General features: G+C 57.1%; 12 protein-coding genes. 5 read left to right on the top strand and 7 right to left on the bottom strand.

Annotation, left to right across the window (positions count from 1 at the left end):
- Positions 1-100 precede the first annotated feature (100 nt).
- The 5 genes from Ga0074115_RS05975 to Ga0074115_RS05955 form a co-directional block, all read right to left on the bottom strand.
- Positions 101-3,235, bottom strand: coding sequence for an efflux RND transporter permease subunit (locus tag Ga0074115_RS05975; RefSeq protein WP_057956752.1), 3,135 nt, complete (start codon positions 3,233-3,235; stop codon positions 101-103).
- Complete coding sequence (locus Ga0074115_RS05970) at positions 3,232-4,554, bottom strand: efflux RND transporter periplasmic adaptor subunit (RefSeq protein ID WP_057956753.1); 1,323 nt, start codon at positions 4,552-4,554, stop codon at positions 3,232-3,234. The genes Ga0074115_RS05975 and Ga0074115_RS05970 overlap by 4 nt, the downstream gene beginning before the upstream one ends.
- Positions 4,551-5,225 carry a CerR family C-terminal domain-containing protein gene (locus tag Ga0074115_RS05965; protein ID WP_057956754.1) on the bottom strand — a complete coding sequence of 225 codons (675 nt, stop codon included), beginning with the start codon at positions 5,223-5,225 and terminating at the stop codon, positions 4,551-4,553. Before Ga0074115_RS05965 ends, Ga0074115_RS05970 begins: the two co-directional genes overlap by 4 nt.
- A 123-nt stretch (positions 5,226-5,348) precedes the next feature.
- Positions 5,349-7,394 (bottom strand): ankyrin repeat domain-containing protein, encoded by a 2,046-nt coding sequence (locus Ga0074115_RS05960; RefSeq protein ID WP_057956755.1) that lies wholly within the window; start codon positions 7,392-7,394, stop codon positions 5,349-5,351.
- Positions 7,381-8,700: an NAD(P)-binding domain-containing protein gene (locus Ga0074115_RS05955; protein WP_060528319.1), complete on the bottom strand. Its 1,320-nt coding sequence runs from the start codon at positions 8,698-8,700 to the stop codon at positions 7,381-7,383. The genes Ga0074115_RS05960 and Ga0074115_RS05955 overlap by 14 nt, the downstream gene beginning before the upstream one ends.
- A gap of 163 nt (positions 8,701-8,863) precedes the next feature.
- Here Ga0074115_RS05955 and Ga0074115_RS05950 point away from each other — a divergent pair, with 163 nt between their 5' ends.
- Both Ga0074115_RS05950 and Ga0074115_RS15725 read left to right on the top strand, forming a co-directional pair.
- Positions 8,864-9,778 (top strand): transcriptional regulator, encoded by a 915-nt coding sequence (locus Ga0074115_RS05950; protein ID WP_232432929.1) that lies wholly within the window; start codon positions 8,864-8,866, stop codon positions 9,776-9,778.
- Positions 9,779-9,879: 101 nt separating this feature from the next.
- Complete coding sequence (locus Ga0074115_RS15725) at positions 9,880-11,394, top strand: hypothetical protein (RefSeq protein WP_006475047.1); 1,515 nt, start codon at positions 9,880-9,882, stop codon at positions 11,392-11,394.
- Between the two features lie 430 nt (positions 11,395-11,824).
- On the opposite strand, the gene Ga0074115_RS16640 is transcribed toward Ga0074115_RS15725, so the two are convergent.
- The gene (locus Ga0074115_RS16640) at positions 11,825-12,313 is read right to left on the bottom strand and encodes a hypothetical protein (RefSeq protein WP_232432928.1); all 489 of its coding nucleotides are present in this window, start codon (positions 12,311-12,313) and stop codon (positions 11,825-11,827) included.
- 1,905 nt (positions 12,314-14,218) lie between these two features.
- Here Ga0074115_RS16640 and Ga0074115_RS16635 point away from each other — a divergent pair.
- A complete protein-coding gene (locus Ga0074115_RS16635; protein ID WP_232432927.1) occupies positions 14,219-14,437 on the top strand; it encodes a hypothetical protein in 219 nt (72 codons plus the stop codon).
- Positions 14,438-14,529: 92 nt separating this feature from the next.
- On the top strand, positions 14,530-17,076 hold the full coding sequence (locus tag Ga0074115_RS05910) for a hypothetical protein (RefSeq protein ID WP_157292680.1): 2,547 nt from the start codon (positions 14,530-14,532) through the stop codon (positions 17,074-17,076).
- Positions 17,077-17,171: 95 nt separating this feature from the next.
- On the opposite strand, the gene Ga0074115_RS05905 is transcribed toward Ga0074115_RS05910, so the two are convergent.
- Entirely contained in the window at positions 17,172-17,540 is a 369-nt protein-coding gene (locus Ga0074115_RS05905) for a response regulator (RefSeq protein ID WP_057956764.1), read from the bottom strand.
- Positions 17,541-17,654: 114 nt separating this feature from the next.
- On the opposite strand from Ga0074115_RS05905, the gene Ga0074115_RS05900 reads away from it, so the two are divergent.
- Positions 17,655-18,743, top strand: a complete 1,089-nt coding sequence (locus Ga0074115_RS05900; protein WP_057956765.1) for a tetratricopeptide repeat protein — start codon at positions 17,655-17,657, stop codon at positions 18,741-18,743.
- The last annotated feature ends 176 nt before the right edge of the window (positions 18,744-18,919 follow it).

Here is an 18,919-nt window from a genome sequence, read left to right as displayed (position 1 = left end):
AGTGCCTGACTGCAGCGCAAGACTGCAGCCAGGCTGAGTGGAGTTGTTTGGGTGGTGATCGGGTGAATTGTATTCTAACTCATAGTTATGGCTACAAAAATCAATGGCTCTGCTGGGTAACCTCAGGATCTGATTCGGCCTTTGTATCCAGTTCACCCAATAGATTGAAATCATCCAGAATGCAGTAGAAAGCCGGTACCAGGAACAGCGCCACCAGGGTGGCCGCGGTCAGGCCAAAGGCGAGGCTGGCTGCCAGTGGAATCAGGATCTGTGCCTGCAGACTTTTCTCCAGCAGCAACGGGGTGAGGCCGACGATAGTGGTGATAGAGGTGAGCAGGATTGGACGGAAACGGGCCCTGCCCGCCTGTTTGGCAGCGTTGGTGACCACCACACCCTGGGCGCGGGCATCACGGATAAACACCACCAACAGAATCGAATCGTTGACCACCACCCCGAACAGCGAGGCCATGCCGACGATGCTCGGCATGGTCATATCGAGCCCGAGGGCGAGATGCCCAAACACCACGCCGATCAGGGCGCTGGGGATCACCAGCATCACCGTCAGTGGAGCGAGATAACCGCGGAACTGCAGCGCCAACAGCAGATAGACCCCGAGTAGCCCCATCAGGACGTTGCGCACGATCGACTTGCCGGTCTTGGCGGACCGCTTGCTCTCACCCTGCACGTCGAACTTCAGCCCCGGATAGCGTGCCAGCAGTCCGGGAATAAACTCACGCTGGGTCAGCCCCAACAGCTCCTGGGCATTGGCCTGGGAGCGGTCCACATCGCCCTGGATAGTGACTGCCCGCTGGCTGTCGATCCGGTTGATCCGGGCCCAGCCGCGCACCTCTTCGATCTCGGCGACCACTGAGAGTGGCACCAGCGCGCCGTCTGGCCCGGTGATGGTGAGTGTATCGAGACTCTCGGGGCCGATACGATCCTGCTCGCTAAAGCGCAGATTGACCTCATAGGTCTCGGCGCCGACCGGAAACTCATCCACCTTGAGGCCCTGAAAGGCGCCGCGCAGCTGCTCGGTCACGCTGCGGGCGTCCAGCCCCAGCACGCCGGCATCCGGTTTCAGACGGAGGCGGTACTCACGCTTGCCCGGGCGTAGGTCATCGCTCAGATCGTTGACCCCGGCAAAGCCGTTGAGCCAGGCCTGCAGTTCGTTGGAGGCGGTCTTGAGCTGCGCCAGATCGTCGCCCAGCAGGCGCAGGTCGATGGGGCGGCCGCCGGGTCCGATGACCGGCTCGGTAAACTTCAGAGAGATCACGTCGGCCAGCAGCCCGGCCTCCTCGCGCCAGAGCTGGATGAACTCATCCAGTGGGGCGTCGCGTATCTCGGCGCTGAGCAGGTCGGTGGCGATCCGGGCCACATGGGGGCCGGTCTCGAAGGCATCCGGGTTCTGGCCGTAGATTACGGTGACGTTCTGCACCAGATCCTGCTGCTGCGGCTGACGTGGCTTGAAGTGGGCATTGACCCGCTGCAGCGCACCCTCGATCTGTGCCACCACCTGCTCAGTGCGCACCAGCGGCGTGCCCTGGGGCAGCAGGATGCGGGCCTCCACCAGGTCGCCATCCATATCGGGGAAGCCGACAAACTTGAGCCCGCCGCCGACCGGCACCGCCACCGAGAAGAGCAGCAGCATCAGCACGATACCGAGGGTCAGATAGCGATTGTGGATGGCCCGGTCGAGGGTCGGTCCAAACCAGCGTTCGCGCAGCCTATCGAAGCCCCGTTCAAAGGCTTGGCGGAAGCGGTTGGGCGAACCGCTCTTCATATGCGCCAGCGAGTGATTCAGGTGGTTGGGCAGGATCAGGAAGGCCTCGATCAGACTCACCGTGATCACCAGGATCAGGACCACCGGCATGACCCGCAGGATCTGCCCGATCTCGCCGGTGATAAAGGCCAGCGAGCCAAACACCATCAGGGTGGTGGCGAAGGAGGAGGCGATGCCCGGCAGCACCTGACGTACCCCGGCGATAGCGGCATGTTGCGGCGTGTCGCCCTTGGCCATGCGGGCGGCGATGTTCTCGGCGATGACGATGGCGTCATCCATCAGCAGGCCGATGCCGATCAGCAGCCCCACCATCGAGATCATATTAATGGTGACACCGACCATCGGCAGCACAAATAGCGCGCCAAGGAAGGAGACCGGCAGCCCCATGGTGACCCAGAAGCTGTAGCGGACGCTGAAGAAGAGCCAGAGCACCAGAAATACTGCCACCAGCCCCTGAGCGCCATTGCGCAGCAGCATGTCGAGGCGGTCCTGCACCACCGAGGCGCGGTCCTGGGTCAGCGTCAAGGTGACGCCCTTGGGTGCCTGCTGCTGTTCGGCCTCGGCAAACGCCTTGACGCTGGCGAGCACCTTCAGGATATCCTGGGAGCGGGTCTTGGAGACATCGAGGATCGCCGCGCGCTGGCCGTTGAAGGTGATCTTCTCCTCGGCGCGGTCGAAGCGATCGCTGATCTCGGCGATCTCGCCGAGACGGATGGCCGCGCCGCTGCTGCTGGATATCACCACCAGATCCTTGAGCTGCTCGACACTCTTGCGCTGATCGTCAAAGCGCAACAGCAGATCTTCCTGACTCCCCTCCAGCCGGCCGGCAGGGCCGCCGACACTCTGGCGTTGCACCGCATTGGCGATGGCGGCGGCGGAGAGGCCATACTGGCGCAGCCGCCAGGCGGGGATCTCGATGCGGATCTGGTGCTCGGAGAAGCCACCAATGGAGACGTCGGCGATCGTCTTCAGGGCCAGCATGCGTGACTTGAGCTCTTCCGCATAGGCCTTCAGCGCGACCGGATCCTCTGGCCCGGTGACGGCCAGCGAGATCACCGCTTCGGTACGCCCCAGTTCGGTGATCACCGGCTGCTCCGCCTCGACGGGGAAGTCATCGATGGTCTCCACCTCTGATTTTACGTCGTCGAGGAAGCGCGTCATGTCGGCCCCCTCGAGCATTACCGCGGTGGCTTGGCCGACGCCCTCGCGGGCTTCGCAGCGGATCTCATCCAGATCGGTGACCCCCTCCAGGGCATCCTCCAAGCGGCGGCAGATGGCGTCCTCCACCTCCTCGGCGGTAGCCCCTTTGTAGATCACGCGGATCTCGACCTTGTCGTTTTTGATCTCCGGCAGGCTCTCGCGCTGCAGGTTGGGCAGGGTGATCAGCCCAAGCAGCATCAGCGCCCCCATCATCAGATTGGCGGCGGTCGGGTGGCGGGTGAACCAGGCGATCATGAGTCATCTCCGATAGCCTGCAGTAGTTCAGCGCTGAGTTGCTTGTCCAGTTGCGGTTGTAGCAGCATGCCGCTGACCGCTGGCACCGGGTCGGAGACGACCACCCGGTCACCCGCTCGGATGCCGCTTTTGATCACGCTCACACTTCCCTGACTGTAGAGCAGTTGCACCGGCTGTCGCTGCAAGCGGTTCTGTGCATCCACCAGGTAGACCTTGCCGTTGCGCACCGCAGAGCGGGGGATGACAATCTGATCAGGCTGGCTCTGGCCACGCAGAATCACCTCGACAAACATGCCTTTGGAGAGGGGGGGACGCAGGCCGGGCCTGACCTTTTCAAATGGTTTGTCGACGGCGACCACCACGCCCACGGTACGGGTCTTGCTATCGATCTGGTCGCTGAAGCGGACGAACTCCGCCTGCCACTCGGCCGTGTGGTTGCCCATGTCGAGGCGGAGCAGCGGGCGAAGTCCGACAAAGCCGGCCAGATCCTGGTTGAGCCGTTCGATGTTGGGAAGGGGTTCTGTCTGACCGATAAACAGGCGGCGCAGTGAGGCAATGGCAACCTGGGCAACTACCTCCACCCGGTCCACTGCATCGCCGTCGAACAGATTCTGACCTCTGCTGACATACTCATCCGCCTCGATTTTTAGATTCGCTATGCGCAGGTTGAAGGGTGCCTTCACCAAGGTGTGGGCGAGATCCCGCTCTGCCTGGGCCATCTTGGCCTGCAGCAGGCGGCGCTGGGTCGGGAGTAGCGCCAGGGTATTCTGCATGTTCTGCACCTTGGTGCGGTTGGCGAGCATCGCGCGCTCTGCCTCATCAGCGTTGCTCTGGGAGGCGGTGCCGCTCTGCACCAGTTTGCGGATGCGCTCCAGTTCGCCTCTGCTCAGGGCAAGATTGCGCTGCTCGATCGCCAGCGAGGCGTGGGCATTGGCCTCCTGCACATCAAGTTCTGCCAGCGACGCCTTGGCCTGCGCCAGATTGAGTTCGTAGTCGACCGGGTCGATGTGAAACAACTCGGTGCCGGCCGGCAGGATCTCCCCGTTGCGCAGTTGCGGATGGATTTCGACGATACGGCCGGAGACCTGTGCCACGGCGCTCCACACCCGTGCGGGCTGGACTGCGCCATAACCTTGCGCAACCGGGGTGAAGGCGAGCTGAGGGGCCTCGATGATGCGCACCACTCGGGCGACTTCGCCGCGCTCTGCTTTTGCCGGCGGCTGTTTGCCGCTGGCGGCCCAGAGCAGGACAGCGATACCGATGGCGATGGGCGGCAGAATCCATAGAACCTGCCAGCGGGATCGGGAGGCGTTTGTCATGATTTCTGTTCCTGCAGAGGGTGGTGGTTGAGTGAATGGAGTGCGAGTGAAGCGACCAGTTCGGTGATTATGCGAACCTCACTGTCGCCGAATACCGGCAGCCCTAGGCGGCGCAGGATGGTGGTTCTGCCAATGCGGAAGATGATGACCTGTCCGAATAGGGCATGGCTGGTGGTTAGCACTTCGGGGGCATCGGCCGGCAGCCCCCAGACCTTGGCGATCAGGTGCGAGATGACATCGTGCATCGGGGCGAAAATCTGTTTGTAGAGGATCTCGAAGGCCTCGGTGGGGTGGTGCTGTTCGCGGAAGATGAGGCCGGCGGCATCCTCCGTGATGCTGTCCAGCGCCAGGTTTCGCGCCAGCCTTGCCATCAGGTTGGCCAGCAGCTGCCGGCACTGTTGTGGGGAGGCAGTGAGTGATGCCTGCTGAATGTGTTGCAGATGGGGCGCCATGGTGGTGTGAATCGTCTCGGCAAGATATTCGGCGGTCGCCAGATAGAGCCCCTGCTTGCCACCGAAGTGGTAGGAGATGGCCGAGATGTTGGCGTCGGCGGCCCGCACGATCTCACGGGTGCTCACTGCCTCATAATCGCGATGACCGAAGGCCTTCAGGGCTGCCTGCAACAGCCGCTGGCGGGTGTCTGCTGTGTTGTTTTGAAGGTTGCGAGGCATGGGTGTCCGGATTGTTGATGATCTCGATGTCGGCAGAAGATAAAACAGATGATTGAATTAGGTCAAACGTTTGTTTGAATTTTTGGTTGTTGGGTATGGGGACCACCGGCCTGAAAGGCAGGTTTAGAGTCCTAAAAGCTCAAGCCATTCAGACTTCCCGGTGTGGTTTTGCAGGGCCTCCACAACTGGCTGGTGAGCATTGGCGCTGGCCAGATCGATGGCCTGCTCGCGTTTTTTGTTTCTGAGGCGGGGGTTGGCGCCGTGGGACAGAAGCGCTTTGACGATCCTTACCCTGCCAGCTTCCGCAGCGGCCATCAGTGCAGAGGTGCCATTTTGATTGCGTCGGTTGGGGTCGGCATTCCACGCCAGCAGTTTTTGCACAACAGCCTCGTGGCCCAGGGCTGCAGCCTGGATCAGTGCGGTGTCTCCCGCATGGTTTGTTGAGTCCACATCAATACCGGCACGTAGCAGTTTCACTACGATCTCGGCAGAGTCGCGTCTGGCAGCCAGCAGCAGCAGGGCGTGGCTGGAACGGTTACTGCGTGCGGGGTTGGCATTTGCCAGGAGCAGTTGTTCCAGGGTTTTTGCTGAGCCGCTGTCGACTGCATACCAGACCGGGGTGCGGCCGTGCAGGTCCGCCGCATTGGGGTTGGCGCCCAGCTCCAGTAGCAGTTGGCTGGTGGCCGTGTCGCCATTGGCGGCGGCGATCATCAGGGGAGTCATGTCACTAGCCCCGCGGCGATCCAGCTCGGCTCCGGCTTTGGCCAGCAGCTGGATCACCGCCGGTCGGGCATGCGTCACCGCGATCGAGAGGGGAGTCGCCTGTGTATTGTCGCTGGCATGCGGGTCTGCGCCATGTTTGATCAGCAGTTCAGCCAGATCGGCCTGGCCGGCCTTGGCGGCGTAAAAGAGCGGGGTCTGCTGGTTAGCATCTCGGTTGTTGGGCTCGGCGCCGGCCTCCAGCAGCCGGGCTGCGATCGCTAGATGCTGTTGTGCGACAGCACGTGACAGTGCAGTAAACCCCTCGGGATCGTGCTGGTCTACCGGGCTACCCGCTGTCAGGAGCTTGGCGACCACTGCCTCGTTGCCGCGCCAGGCGGCGAGATTGAGGGTAGACCAGCCGGCAAAGGGCTGGTTCTCTCCGGCTACTGGGGTGGTTTGGCGCAGCACAGCCAGATTGGGCGTTTCGGCATGGCCGGGCTGCTTCACCGGCAGGCTGGCGCCTGCGTCTTGGAGGATTTTTACTATCTTGTGATGACCGCGCAGAGCGGCGATCTCGATGGCGCTCTGCGATTTCTTGTTGGTGGCTGTGAGGTTGGCGCCCCGTTTCAGCAGCAGTTGTACGCTCTTTGTCTGGCCCTTGGCTGCGGCGATGATCAATGGGGTATTGCCGAGCGAGTCAGTGTCCTCCAGGCTGGCGCCGGCTTCGATCAGCCGCGCGGCCAGCTTGGCATCGTTATTTTGTATAGCCAGCGGCAGGGGACGGTTGCCGAGCCGGTCTGCCAGGTTGGCATCTGCACCCTCTTTGAGCAGCAGGTTAATAACCATCGGGTGGCGGTTGATGATGGCTGACAGCAGGGCGCTTCGCCCATCCTGGTCGGTGGCGTTGATCGGCAGGCCTCGGGCAAGCTCGGCTTTGAGTTTGCCGAGATTACCGCTGGCGGCTTGACCGATGAATTGGACGATCTCAGCGGTGCTGAATTGGTTATCGGATGGACGCATGGCTTCGGTAAGCTGCGCCAGCTTCTTTTTCGCCAGCGCATGCTCCTGCCGGGCGGCGGCTGAGTACCAGCGCTGGGCCGTTGTTAGGTTGCTGTCGGTGCCCCATCCGTATTCGTAGAAGTTGCCGAGCTGGTACTGGGCTTTGTCGAGCCCCTGGTGTGCGGCCTTTTTCATCCAGGTGAGGGCGGCGGAAAAATCCTTCTTTACCCCGCGGCCGGCTCGGTAGAGGCCGGCCAGGGCGTACTGGGCGTCGGCATCGCCGGCCTCGGCCAGTTGCTGGTAGATCAGCGCGGCTTCGGTGAAGTGGCGTTGACGGATGGCGCTGCGGGCCTCGTCGAGAGTGGCCGCGGTTGCCGGCAGTGCGGCAGTCAGCAGACAGAGCAGACCGGCCAGCAGCCGGGTGATGCGCCAGCGCTGCTTTGTTGCTACAGGGTCAGGCGGTGCCATGTTTGGTCTCCACGGTAATGCCGATCTGTTTGAGAAAACCGGTGGGAAGAATGCCGCCGGCGCAGATGATAGTCGCATCGTTAGCGATCTTGATCTGCTTGTCGTCCTGCTGGAGGGTTACCTGCTTTTCGGTTATCGCCGTTACATTCGAGCTGAGCAGCACGTTGATACTGCCGCTCTGCTCGGCTGCTTCCAGGCGTTGTCGGTTGCGCTTTTTGGCCCGGCTGAAGGCGCCGCTACGGTAGGAGAGGGTCACCTGGGTGCCAGGTTGTTCGGCAATAGAGGTGGCTGCTTCCAAAGCGCTGTCGCCGCCGCCAACCACCAGTACATGTTGTCCCCGATACTGTTCAGGGTCGATCAGCCGGTAAACGATCTTGCTCAACTCCTCACCCGGTACGCCGAGTTTGCGAGGCGTACCGCGACGCCCGATGGCGAGTAACACCGACTGGGTCTGGTAGCTCCCTTTGTTGGTGGTGACCTTGTATCCGCCTTCACCATCAGGTTCGATGGCCTCGACCCGCTCCTGGTAGCGGATTGAAACCTCAGACTCCCGCTCCACCTGTTGCCAGAATTCGAGCAGCTCCTCCTTGGTGGTCTCTGTGAAGTGGACCTTGCCAACGGTGGGGAGATCGACAGGGGCAGTCATCACCAGCTTGCCGCGGGGAAACTGGTAGACTGTGCCGCCCAGAGACTCCTGTTCCAGCGTGACATAGTTGAGGTTCAACTCGGCGGCACGCAGGGTGGCGGCGAAACCGGCCGGGCCGGCACCGATGATGACGACGTCGACGGCGTGAGTGCGCTTGCGGTCGAGAGATGCATGCAGCGCCTCGAGAGCCTTGACCCCCTGTTCGACCGCATTTTTGATCAGTCCCATGCCTCCCAACTCTCCGGCAATAAAGATGTTCGGCATGCTGGTCTCGAAATTGGACTGCAACACAGGGATGTCGACTCCACGCCGCTCTGTGCCAAATACTAGGGTGATGGCGTCGAACGGGCAGGCGGTTTTGCAGGCGCCATGGCCTATGCAGTTGGTCGGTGCGATTAGCTGTGCCTTGCCCTCGATCAGTCCAAGCACCGGGTGGTTGGCTTGTTCCGGGCAGGCAGTCACGCAGCTGCCGCATCCCATGCAGCGGTTGGGGTCGATCACCGGGTGCAGTGAGGCGGGTTCGGTCAGGCCGGCTTCAGACTCCTCCTGCCAGATGGCGCGGCTGCGCCGCGCCTTGAGCTGCTGAATGCCCAGGTAGATGCTGAAGATGATGGCTAAGGAGGGTAGGTAGATCGTCAGGATGGGCGATAACTCTGTCATGGATTTTGTTTGAGTTGGAGTAAAAGTGTGATTTGAAACTAAGAATAAGTCTAATTGATTTGGAGGGAATGATAGGGGTGCTAGGATTAAAAAACTGTAAAGTTTTCCGACTTTCGAGCGACCGAACAGGAGAGATGGGAGATCTATGTCACAAGAGCTGAGCATGACGATGGTTCAAGCGCATAAGCCGCAGGAAGCGCATAAGCCGCAGGAGAGGGCGAGCAAAAGGGATGGCGCCCCCTTTCTGGGGCTCTCAGGCTGGCTGTTGACGCTGCTAGTTGCAGCGCTGCTCTATGTTGGCTGGATCAACAGTGAAGAGCGCATCTGGACGCCGGAACAGGGCATGGGGTACGCGCTCGGTATCATCGGTGGTTCGATGATGCTCCTGCTGCTGCTCTATTCGATGCGCAAACGCGTGAAGTGGATGCGCCGCATGCTCAGTGTGAAATTCTGGTTCCAGTTGCACATGTTGTTTGGCGTGATGGGGCCAACCCTGGTGGTGTTACACTCAAACTTCCAGTTGGGTTCTTTGAATGGACGGGTGGCGCTGTTTAGCATGTTGCTGGTTGCCGGCAGTGGTGTGATCGGGCGCTATATCTACTCAAGAATCCACTGCGGCCTCTACGGGAAAAAACAGGTCTTTTCCCGAATGCAGACCGATTTTTCTGTACTGATCGAACAACAGGCAGGACTGCTTGCTGCAGTGCCCGATGCTAGAGAGAGACTGCAGCAGTTTGCGTTGCGGGTGTCGAATCTGCCTGCAGGTGTAGTGAGCAGTTTTATCCGCTGGCTCAGCAGCCGTTGGCAGGCGTACCGCCTCTATCGCCGACTTGAACGGGAGTTGCTGGCGGCGCTCAAGGCGACGGCAGGGGAGCGGCAATGGTCACGCCATAAAGTCAGGGCAAACGTAAAGCAGATGCGGACCTTCCTTCACGAACATCGGGTGGCTACAATCCGCGTGTTGGAGCTGCGTTTCTATGAACGGCTGTTTTCGCTCTGGCACCTGTTGCATCTGCCGCTGTTCATCATGATGCTGATTACGGGTGTGATTCATATATATGCGGTACATGCGTATTGAAAATTCACTTTTACTCTCCATTCACTGCAATGTTTTCAGCTCCCGGTCTTTATTCTGCCCGTCTGCTTATTCTGCTGTTGATCGTACTGACTGAGCCAGTCATGGCAGGTGGTGTGCTGGATAGCCTGATCATGCCTGGTGAGGTGATTCAGGGGCATGCCCGCTTTGAACAGCAGTGCGAGCAATGTCATGAGAAGCTGAAAAAGGCTGAGCAGAACAGTCGTTGCCTCGCCTGCCACGACCATCAGAATATTGCGGAGGATATAAAAAACCGCAAAGGTTTCCATGGGCGTTCTGAAAATGTCCGAAACAGCGCATGCAAACACTGTCATACCGATCACAAGGGGCGCTCGGCCCGGATTGTGTTGTTTGATGAAGCCGCTTTTGATCATCAGGCAAGTGATTTTGTCCTCAGGGGGGCACATCAGTCACTAGCCTGTCGCGCCTGCCATCCAAAGAAGCAGGCCTATTCTCAGGCCAAGAGCGACTGTTTCTCCTGTCACGAACAGGATGACAATCACCGTGGTCGACTGGGCAAGAGTTGTGATAACTGTCATCAGGAAGAGGCGTGGAAGCGGGCGGAGTTCGACCACGACCTGGACACTAACTACCCGCTGGAGGGGAAACATCGGGAACTTGGCTGCAAGCTCTGTCACGCGGGAGAAAACTATAAAGATACACCGCTGGCCTGTGTGGCATGTCATCAGCTCAACGATGTACATTCAGGTAAATATGGCAACAGCTGTCCTGCTTGCCACATCACTCAGGAATGGAAGGATCTCCACTTCAATCACGATCTAGATACCAAATACAAGCTTAAAGGTGGGCACAAAAAAGCAAGTTGCAATGGCTGCCATCAGGATAATCCTTATGAGAAAAAGCCGAAGCAGAGTTGTTACAGCTGCCATCGCCTGGATGATGTGCACAAAGGGGTCAATGGTGAAAAGTGTACGAAGTGCCACACAACTCAGGGGTGGAGTGAAGTCGCCTTTGATCATGCCAAGGACACCCACTTTCCTCTTCGTGGTAAGCATGATGGATTGGTGTGCGAGGCGTGCCACAAGGTGGCGGGCAAGAAGCGCGCCTTGCGTATGGAGTGTGTGGCATGTCATATGGATGACGATAGCCACAACGAGCAGCAGGGTGATCAGTGCCAGCGCTGCCACAATGAACAGGGATGGAGCGTCGATGTCCTATTCGACCACGATCTGGGTGGCTTCCCACTGATTGGACAACATTCAGCACTCGCTTGTGAGTCATGCCACATCAGTGGTCGCTTCAAGGATGCGGAAAAGGCCTGTCACACATGCCATCAACAGGATGATGTCCATGAAGGGCGCTTCCTCGATAGCTGCGAGAACTGCCATACCCCTAACGACTGGTCCCTCTGGTTATTCGAACATGCGCGCCAGACCGATTATCCATTGGAAGGCAAACATGAGGGATTGAGTTGTCACTCCTGCCACAAAATAAAAATAGATCCTGATAACAAGATGAGTCAGACCTGCTACAGCTGCCATAGTCAGCAGGACAAACATCGCAAGGCGTTTGGCAGGCGCTGTGAGCGATGTCATACGAGCCGTTCATTCTCCGATATTCAGATGCTGAAGCGATAACCTACCTCGGGTTACAGAGATACGACCAATGAAAAAGATAATGATATCCAAACTCTTCGTGGCTCCAGCGGGGCTGTTGGCGCTACTGCTTGCCTTATCTGCCATCTGGTTGCCCACGGGCAACGCACAAGATGAAAGTTTCGACCACTTCATGACAGGCTTTCCCCTGACAGGTGGTCACAAACGAGTTGAGTGCGAAAGTTGCCATGAAAACGGCTTGTTCAAAGGCACGCCGATCCATTGTACCGGCTGTCATAACAACGCTGCTGCAGAGGGTAAAGGCGCGGATCACATCAAAAGCTCGGAGAGCTGTGACGACTGCCATACTACGATGAGCTGGCGGGTTGCCCGTTTTGATCATGGCAGTGTCAGTGAGGCTTGTGAAAGTTGCCATACTGGGCGGCGTGTTGCCGGCAAGAGCGCCAGTCATTTAAGTACCAGTAATAGTTGTACCTTCTGTCATACCACATTCAGTTGGCAACGGGTGCCGCGGGTGGACCACCTGGCGGTGAACGGCAGCTGTGCGAGCTGTCACGACGGCAACCGCGTTACCGGCAAACATGCCAGCCATGTCGAGACCCGCTCGTCCTGCGATACCTGTCATTCCACCAATCGCTGGAGCCTGGCACGGTTTGATCATACGGATGTTGCGCCTGGCTCCTGTGCGCATTGCCACAATGGCACCAAGGCGACCGGCAAGCCGACCCTGCATATCCACACCACCGAGCAGTGCGATAGCTGTCACCAGACCAACGGCTGGCAGGTGGCCCGCTTTGATCACAGCAAGACCAATGGCGTCTGCTGGTCCTGTCATAATGGCATCAACAGGCCAGGAAAGAGCAGTAATCACATCAAGACAACAGCGCAGTGTGATACCTGCCATACCACTGAGACCTGGACGACAGGCCGCTTCGACCATTCAAATGCCACAGGCACTTGTGCTTCTTGTCATAACGGAGTCAATGCGACAGGCAAGCACGCCTCCCATGTCAGAACGAATGAGCAGTGTGACGTCTGCCATACATCCACTGCGACATGGAAAACCTCCACATTCAAGCATGTCAATGTTTCCGGTAGTTGTTCTACTTGCCACAATGGATCATCCGCGACCGGTAAGTCCAATAGCCATGTGCCAACCACAGGGCAGTGCGACAGCTGTCATCTCTCTACATCAAATTGGCGCAGTGTCCGGTTTGATCATGACAATGCATCAGGAGCTTGCAGTAGTTGCCATAATGGGGCGCTAGCAACAGGCAAGCAGAGTTCACATGTGCCAACCATAGCTGAATGTGACCGCTGCCATCTCTCCAATACTTCATGGAAATCGCTGCGCTTCGATCATGCTGCCACCAATGGTTCTTGCAGTAGCTGTCACAATGGAGCCCAGGCAACAGGCAAGCATGTGAGTCATGTACAGACCAGTGCTCAGTGCGATAGCTGCCATCTTTCAACCGGCAGCTGGGAAAGCGTTCGTTTCGATCACTCCAACGTAACCGGCAGTTGTGCCAGCTGCCATAACAGCACGACAGCGACAGGTAAACATGCTAGCCATATCCAAACTACCGCCGCTTGTGATAGTTGCCACAATACGGTCTCCTGGCAAGTTGGCTCTTTTGGCCATGAGGGAGTCACCGGAACTTGCAGCAGTTGCCATAATGGTTCTACTGCAACTGGGAAATCGGCCACTCATGTGGCGACCACTGCACAGTGCGATAGCTGCCATATTTCCACCAGAGTATGGAACAATGTACGGTTTGATCACGATGCAATATCGGGTAGTTGTTCCAGTTGCCACAATGGCAGCAGGGCTACGGGCAAGAATGTTGATCATCTGAAGACAGTTGCAGAGTGCGATACTTGCCACGTTTCTCAAACCAACTGGAAAACTACCCGCTTTGACCACTCAGCTGTAAATGGTACATGTAGCAGCTGCCACAATGGCCGGACGGCGATAGGTAAACGTGCGGGGCATATTCAGACCTCCGCTGAGTGTGATAGCTGCCATACTTCACAGACAACCTGGGGTGCGGTTCGCTTTGATCACAGCGAGGTTAGTGGCAGCTGCGCCAGTTGCCATAATGGAGCCACGGCGACAGGCAAGCCGTCGGGGCATGTCCAGACATCGGCGGCCTGTGATACCTGCCATGTTTCCCAGAGTAGCTGGAGTGCGACCCGCTTTGATCACTCTGGAGTCACCGGTTCTTGCTCTAGTTGCCACAACGGCACAACAGCGACTGGCAAACATGCTGGGCATATTCAGACCTCTGCGCAGTGTGATAGCTGCCATATCTCTCAGACGACCTGGAACGCTACTCGTTTCGATCATTCTGCGGTCAGCGGTTCTTGTGCCAGCTGCCATAATGGCACCACCGCGAGTGGAAAACACGCTGGCCACATCCAGACCAGCGCAGGGTGCGAAACCTGCCATGTCTCCCAGTCCAACTGGAATTCTGTGCGGTTTGATCATGCTGCTGCCACTGGAAGCTGTTCCAGTTGTCACAATGGAACGACCGCCACTGGCAAGCACAGCAGCCATATTCAAACCACAGCAGAGTGCGATGCCTGCCATCTCTCTCAAAGCAATTGGAGTTCAGTACGCTTCGATCACAGTGGCGCGAGCGGCTCCTGTTCCAATTGTCATAACGGATCAACGGCACAAGGCAAACCATCCGGACATTTTGTTACCACTCAGCAATGTGACAGTTGCCACCGTACATCTGCCTGGCAACCGACACTCAGCTACAGTCATCTCTCAGCCAGTTATCCTGGTGACCATCGGGGAAGCCTGAGTTGTACGAGTTGTCATGGTGGCAACAGCCAGATAGTGACCTGGAGCAACGCCGGTTATGTGCCAGACTGCGCCGCCTGCCATGCCAGAGACTATGAGTCGGGGCCACACAAGAAATATGGCAATACCAGGTACTCAGTCAGTGAACTGCGCGACTGCAGTGGTGCCTGTCATGTCTATAGTGATAGTTCGATGACAAAGATCAGTAAGAGCCGAAACCGGGAGCACCGGGTCTCGGACCGTGATTGGGATTGAGGCGCTTCAGGCAGTGAGATTGCAGCAGGTTGTTTGTAGGGAAACTGCTGCAATCCTCTTCAATAATTAAAACAGGAATAACAGGGTTGGAGATGAATAAACCTATGCAGATGGGGCGTTTTGTCCTTTTCTTTGTGTTACTTGCAATGGGAGCAGGGAAGACCTTTGCCGGCTCGAAGATCATGGACCGGATCGAGACGAAGATCGGTGTGGAAGAGAATCGTATCTCGATATTTTTTAATGTGCCGATGCGGATTGTCAGTCATCTGATCAATGCCAAGCAGAATGAGATAGGCATTCGGATTAAGCCGGTTGTTACGCCGGGTACGGAGAGTGAGTTCCTTACAGGTGATGAAACGTTCTCTTGGAGAGCTACGGCTGAAGTGCCACTTGAAAGGGTGGTGTTTAATGGAAGTCTGATCGGCAATTCCACGCTTTCGCTCTCTTTTGCAACCCCGATTAGTAAATATGAGATCGAGCAGGGAAAGGGTTTTTTCAGTCTCTCTTTGATACTGAAGAAGCAAAAGAAGGTTCAGCAGATCAAACTTCTCGAACCGGCTGAACTGATTGATGTCCCGCAAACCAAATTACCTGTGACCTCAAAGGATAAGGAGCAAGCCGTAGTTGAAACGGAAGGGGTGGTAACAGGAGATTATGTGTTGAATCTACTGTCACAAAGAGTCCCAATTGACTTTTCCAAGGTGGCTCCTGTTCCGGTTCCAAAAGGGAGAAAGCTCTATGCCGTTAAGGCTGAAGTCGAGGGTGTGACATGGTATCGCCTGCGCATGGGCTTTTTTTCAAGCAAAGAAGCAGCAAAGATTGCGAACAGGGAAGTCAGACATTTTTATTCGGATAGCTGGATAGATCTTGCTTCTACTGAAGAGAAAGATCGATTACAGGCAGAGACGGGTGTAGATGCAACGATTGAAACATTGCAGCCTCCTGTATTGCTCCCGAAACGGGATAAAGTCCGACCGGATGCACCGGTTCGCCTGACCAAGATGATGGAGAAGGCACGGGAAATCATGACCGCGCAGGATTATCCTAAAGCGATACGCATGCTGACCGCGATTCTCGAAGAGAAGACGCATGCCTACTCCAAGGAGGCGCTGGAGTTGCTGGGGCTGGCGCGGGAACGGAATGATCAGGTTGCTCATGCCAAGGCGGAATACCGGCGCTACCTCGAACTCTATCCTGAGGGTGAGGATGCCAAGCGAGTTAATCAACGCCTGGTTGGCCTGATCTCTGCAGCCCAGACCCCCAAGGAAAAGTTGCGGGAGAGTCGTATTACTACCCAGCCCGGGCAGGAGCGGGAGGCAGAGTGGGAGGTCTACGGTAGTCTCTCGCAGTCCTATCAGCGTGATGCCAGTCAGAGCAACTTTATCGATACCGATGTCAATTTCGAGGATGAGATGGAGAGCGTCAACCGTTCGGAGATTGCCACTAGTCTCGACATCTCTGCCAGACGCCGCAGCCAGGATTATGATCTGCGTTTTCAGTTCAGCGGCGGCTATGATGTTGATCTGCTGACTGGTGGATCAGGAGACCAGAAATCCCTGACTGAGGCCTTCATCGAGCTGGACCGTCAGAGTCAGGGCCTGCTTGGCCGCGTTGGTCGGCAGCGCTTCAGGTCAAGCGGCATCCTGAGCCGATTTGATGGTGGTGTTTTTGGCTATCAATTTAATGAGGATACACGCTTTAATATCTACACGGGCTTTCCCGTCGATTCATCAAAAGATGTCTTCATTCGCCAGGATAAGTGGTTCTATGGCGCCAATATGGAGATGGATGCGCTGATTGATGATGTGGATGTAATCTTGTTTGCTATCGAGCAGCGAACGGATCATCTGGTGGATCGGCGGGCGATTGGCACTGAAGTCAGATATTTTGATGAGAATTTGTCAGTCTTTGGTCAATTCGACTACGACATATTTCACAATGAACTGGCGATGTTTCTGTTTCAGTCGAACTGGAGCCTTACTGACGATACCAAGGCCTATATCAATCTTGATTACCGCTCCAGCCCTATCATTACCACCTCCAATGCGCTTCAGGGTCAGGAAGGCGTCTCCTCCATCAAGGAACTTTCACTCTCTTTCACTGACGACGAGATCTATCAGCTGGCGCTTGATCGAACCGCAAACAGTACAGTGGTCTCCCTTGGCGGCACCCATTTCCTGGCCAGGGATTTCCAGCTGAGCGGTGATCTGACCGTCGCTAATACTTCAGGCACATCGGCTTCCGGTGGGGTCGATGCTACAGCGGCGACCGGTAATGAGTTCTACTACACTTTTCAGGTGCTGAAGAACAACCTGCTGAAGAATGGAGACATCGGTATCCTCAATCTGCGCTATATCGATGCCAACAGTGCCAACACCTACTCACTGACCGCCAACAGCCGTTACCCGGTGACATCGCTATGGCGAGTCAATCCACGCCTGTCTTTGGCCTATCGGGATAGTGATGACGGCACCACCCGCCTCAGCGCGGGTGGACGCCTGCAAGCCGACTATCGGGTCAAGCGTGATCTGCTGCTGGAGATGGAGCTGGGAGCGAGCTGGAATCGGCAGGAGAGTTCTACGACCATCGATACGAGCATCGACTACTTTCTGCTGGCCGGTTACCGCTGGAATTTTTAAACCTTCCCTCCCCCTGCCTGCCTGCCGGCAGGCAGGCGCCGTAACAGGGCGCGTATACGGGCAAGCAGTTCTCTAGGATTGAACGGCTTCGCCAGCTAGTCGTCGGTGCCCACCTCTAGGTCAATGATGCGATCGGCATCCTCACCCTGGGCAGAGAGCATGATGGCCGGGATATCGGTGGATACGCGCAGTCGCTTGGCGAGCGTCAATCCGTCATAGGCAGGCAACATGCGGTCGAGGGTGTTCAGGCCCGCCGGTTGTGCAGCCAGATAACATTCCATGGCATCGTCGTCCGCGACCGCGCCGGTCGAAAAGCTCGGCTCGCCCAGATATCGCTCTAGTAGCTCCCGCAGGCCTGGGTCGTCATCGACGATGAGTATGCTGGTGTTTTGCGGTACCTCGGCGGCAAGCCTTCTAAAAGAGCCTGTTCTGGGTTCGCCCGCTGAAATAGATGCGAAACACATTGCCCGGGTGTGGAAATACTATGGAAACAGTTTTTCTGTAGCTTCTGGTCCCGGAATCCGGCGTGCGAGACATCACCGGTCATTGCTGATGGTTTAAGGGGATTACCAAAGAATATGAATGCCAATATTTTAAAAGGTTACATCACACTGTTACTACCTTGGCTACTGATGGCCGGGAACAGTCAGGCCGTGTCTGCGGCGGAGCACTTTTCCATCATTGCGGCCATTCAGACAGATTCTGGACGGGATGGGCAGCAACAACGGCTGTTAGCTGAACCGGCCCTGTCCGTGTCGACCGAGGCCCAGCTGCAGAAGGTCAAGATTAAAAGCAGGCTCGATGCAGCAAACTCCGCCTATCGACAAAGTATCTTGGCCGTGTCAAGAAAAGACCTCAACGCCGCATACACCTACCTGCAGGAGGCCGTGCAGCTGCACCCGTCAAACCTTGACTATCTCCAGCCAGCATCCCGGCTGGCCTTTGCACTGGGCAAATACCGCGAGGCCGAAACATACCAGGTAATGGTGCTGAAGATTGCCAACGCTAGCTTGCAGGGCGTGGACCACAGAATGGCCGCTTTGCTCGATAACCTTGCGGTCATCTATATCAAACAATCCCGAATGGAAGAGGCCGAGTTTCTGTTGCGCCAGGGACTGGCACTCAGGGAGCAGGCATTGGGGGAGATGCACCCGTGGGTGGCGATTAGTCTCGGTAAGATCGCGAGTCTGAAAATGCATCTTGATCAGCCGCATGAGGTGGAGGAGTTGTTGACGCGCTCTTTGCACATCCTGCAAACGGCCTCAGGTGAGGACCATCCCCACGCTGCTTGGACAATGCATAGGCTGGCGGATTTTTACCGCAGCCAGCAACGTCTTGCGCCGGCAGAGAGCCTGTATCAGCAGGCGATCGCCATATGGAAGACCGACTCCGGGGATCGGCGCCTGAACCTTGCAGTCAGTCTGAAGGGGCTGGGTGAAATCTACGTAGCACAAGAACGCCTCGATGATGCAAGGGCGCAGTTCGAGCAAATGCTGGTACTCCTGCAGCAGGTATTCGGCGGGGAACATCCCGCCATCGATGCAGCCAGGGACCAACTGATCAGATTGGACCAAGAACTTCACTCCGGCCAAGATGAAGTGGTGGATGGAGCAGATCGAAGCGAACATCGAGCAATACTTGGGTCAACTCAACAGCACCGATCATGAGGAGCCATCGATAGCGGAGGCACAGACCGCTCGACTGAAGGATAAGGTTGTTGCGGCACTCACGGAAGAGATGCTGCGCTTATTAATCGTTCCGAAAGTATTGGCAGTCTATTTTTGAACTTGCCAAAATATACTTTGTATCTGACATGCGGAAGAAACTCTTAATCAGCGAAGTG

It is taken from the genome of endosymbiont of Ridgeia piscesae, assembly GCF_001443665.1.
Classification (GTDB): domain Bacteria; phylum Pseudomonadota; class Gammaproteobacteria; order Chromatiales; family Chromatiaceae; genus Endoriftia; species Endoriftia persephonae.
Note: the sequence above shows the minus strand (reverse complement) of the source record. Positions and strands in the feature narration are given on the sequence as shown.

What these genes read in the sequence shown, in the direction of transcription:
- Ga0074115_RS05975 (WP_057956752.1), bottom strand. Translation starts at nt 3,235, where the DNA reads ATGATCGCCTGGTTCACCCGCCACCCGACCGCCGCCAATCTGATGATG.
- Ga0074115_RS05970 (WP_057956753.1), bottom strand. Translation starts at nt 4,554, where the DNA reads ATGACAAACGCCTCCCGATCCCGCTGGCAGGTTCTATGGATTCTGCCG.
- Ga0074115_RS05965 (WP_057956754.1), bottom strand. Translation starts at nt 5,225, where the DNA reads ATGCCTCGCAACCTTCAAAACAACACAGCAGACACCCGCCAGCGGCTG.
- Ga0074115_RS05960 (WP_057956755.1), bottom strand. Translation starts at nt 7,394, where the DNA reads ATGGCACCGCCTGACCCTGTAGCAACAAAGCAGCGCTGGCGCATCACC.
- Ga0074115_RS05955 (WP_060528319.1), bottom strand. Translation starts at nt 8,700, where the DNA reads ATGACAGAGTTATCGCCCATCCTGACGATCTACCTACCCTCCTTAGCC.
- Ga0074115_RS05950 (WP_232432929.1), top strand. Translation starts at nt 8,864, where the DNA reads ATGACGATGGTTCAAGCGCATAAGCCGCAGGAAGCGCATAAGCCGCAG.
- Ga0074115_RS15725 (WP_006475047.1), top strand. Translation starts at nt 9,880, where the DNA reads ATGGCAGGTGGTGTGCTGGATAGCCTGATCATGCCTGGTGAGGTGATT.
- Ga0074115_RS16640 (WP_232432928.1), bottom strand. Translation starts at nt 12,313, where the DNA reads ATGGTCGAAGCGGCCTGTCGTCCAGGTCTCAGTGGTATGGCAGGTATC.
- Ga0074115_RS05910 (WP_157292680.1), top strand. Translation starts at nt 14,530, where the DNA reads ATGAATAAACCTATGCAGATGGGGCGTTTTGTCCTTTTCTTTGTGTTA.
- Ga0074115_RS05905 (WP_057956764.1), bottom strand. Translation starts at nt 17,540, where the DNA reads ATGTGTTTCGCATCTATTTCAGCGGGCGAACCCAGAACAGGCTCTTTT.
- Ga0074115_RS05900 (WP_057956765.1), top strand. Translation starts at nt 17,655, where the DNA reads ATGAATGCCAATATTTTAAAAGGTTACATCACACTGTTACTACCTTGG.